Source organism: Cupriavidus sp. 8B (assembly GCF_054589115.1).
On sequence record NZ_BAAILO010000382.1, the window covers coordinates 1 to 220 of the forward strand.

General features: G+C 58.6%; 1 pseudogene. It reads right to left on the reverse strand.

What is annotated here, in order from left to right:
* Positions 1-220 (reverse strand): annotated as a pseudogene (locus ACYP5B_RS37195) (group II intron reverse transcriptase/maturase); the annotation flags it as partial.

Below are 220 nucleotides of genomic sequence, written 5' to 3' on the forward strand. Positions count from 1 at the left end.
GTTGCTGACCGCAGGCAAGAAGCCGACCGACAACTTGCCCACCCGATTCCTGACACTTCGCGGTCTGAACGTATAGCCCAGAAAGTCGAACTGACATAGCGGATAGCTTGCCTGCCGGTTGGCCTGCTTGCAGTACACGATTTTGGTCTTTTCCGGATGCAGATCCAGCTTGCATTCGGCCAGCCGCATCTCCAGCCCCTGCTTGAGCCCTCGCGCCTGC